The 1420-nt window shown below is 72.4% G+C and carries 2 pseudogenes; both read left to right on the top strand.

What is annotated here, in order from left to right:
* Window positions 1–158, top strand: a pseudogene (locus tag GH736_RS25825) (DUF3516 domain-containing protein); the annotation flags it as partial.
* 989 nt (window positions 159–1147) lie between these two features.
* Window positions 1148–1420 (top strand): annotated as a pseudogene (locus GH736_RS25425) (hypothetical protein); the annotation flags it as partial.

Genomic DNA, 1420 nt, shown 5'->3' with positions numbered 1-1420 from the left:
TGAGCAGGACCGGCCGGAAGCACCCGCGCGTGACCATCACGGACATCGCCGAGCGGGCCGGCATCCTCTCGCAGCAGCAGTACAAGGCCCGCGGCGAGGCCGTGGGCGCCATGAAGCAGGAGGGCATCGAGTACGAGCAGCGGATGGAGCTGCTCGAGCTCGGCCGGCGTCGGCACGGCCACCTCGTGCTCGGTCACCGTGGTGCCCTCGGGCGGGCTGAACGCGAACACCGAGGCGTCCGGCGCCTGGAACGACACCTTCGTGAACGCGACGCTGAACGCGGGCTCGTCGGCGCCGCGAGCGGTGACGGATGCCGCGAGCGGCACGCCGTTCTCGCCGTCGATCGCCACCGACACCTCGCCGACGAGCGTGTCGTCGTCGCGCGGTTCGAGCACGAGCTCGTACACCTCGCGGCCGGCGACCCGGGTGTCGGTGCCGACCGAGACCTCGGTGGACTCGTCGAGCTTCGCAAGCGCCTGGTCGAGCACCTCCTCGGGGGTCGGCAGCGGCGCGCCGAGCTCGGCCTCGAGCTCCCGCTGCCACTCGTCGGCGTGCGACCTCGCATCGGCCTGCAGCGCGTCGAGCGCGGCCCGATCGACCGTCACGTGCGTGGCGGCCTCCTCGCGGGAGTCGTAGACCCAGGCGCCGTCCTCCGAGAGGTAGACGTCTCGTTCAGCGAACTCGTCGAGCACCTGCAGACGCGCGTTCGCGCCGTCGAGGTAGACGCGGGCGGTGTGCGTGCCGGTCGCGAGGTCGAGGAGGTCCTGGAGGTCGGTCGCGGACGCTGAGGTCCCGTCCCCATCGCTGCCCGAGCCGAGTCCCTTGCGCTCCGCGATGTCGCCGCCTGTTCCGCCCATGGCGCCGGTCAGCCCCGACAGGTCGGGGAGCCCGAGATCGGAGGCCTGCTCGATCGTGCCCGACAGCGCCTCGACGTCACTCGACGCGGCGAGCTCGAGGAGCTCCTCGGGGGTGAGGTCGGGCAGGTCGACGGCGGCGTTCGCCTGCATCGGCACGAGCACGACGGCGGCGGCGAGCGCGATGGGTGCGGCGATGGCGGGGATCCAGCGGCTGAGCCTGCGGGAGGCCCCGGTGTCACGGGGGCGCATGGATTCAGGCTACGCCTGCCCGCGGCATGCGGCGCCGTTCGATGGCGAACACACAGGATCGACGGACGCCGCGTGTCTGCAACCCGTTGTCAACGGCGCTCGCGCGGGGCTACGGTGAGCGCGTACGCCGATTTGTACCCAGTTCGCACGAGACGGTCGGCCCGGCCGACGGCGAAGACCCCATCGCGCACTACATCCAGGTGCTCGCCGACAAGACGGGGTCGCTCATCGCGGCCGCCGCGCAGTCGGGGGAGCGCGCGCAGCCTCGCCACGAGGGCGGGGTCCGGTTCTGGAGGCACCCCCGCATCGTACTG

Origin of the sequence: Agromyces humi (genome assembly GCF_009720255.1) — a bacterium.
Lineage (GTDB): Bacteria > Actinomycetota > Actinomycetes > Actinomycetales > Microbacteriaceae > Agromyces > Agromyces humi.
This window is presented reverse-complemented; position numbering and strand designations above follow the sequence as displayed.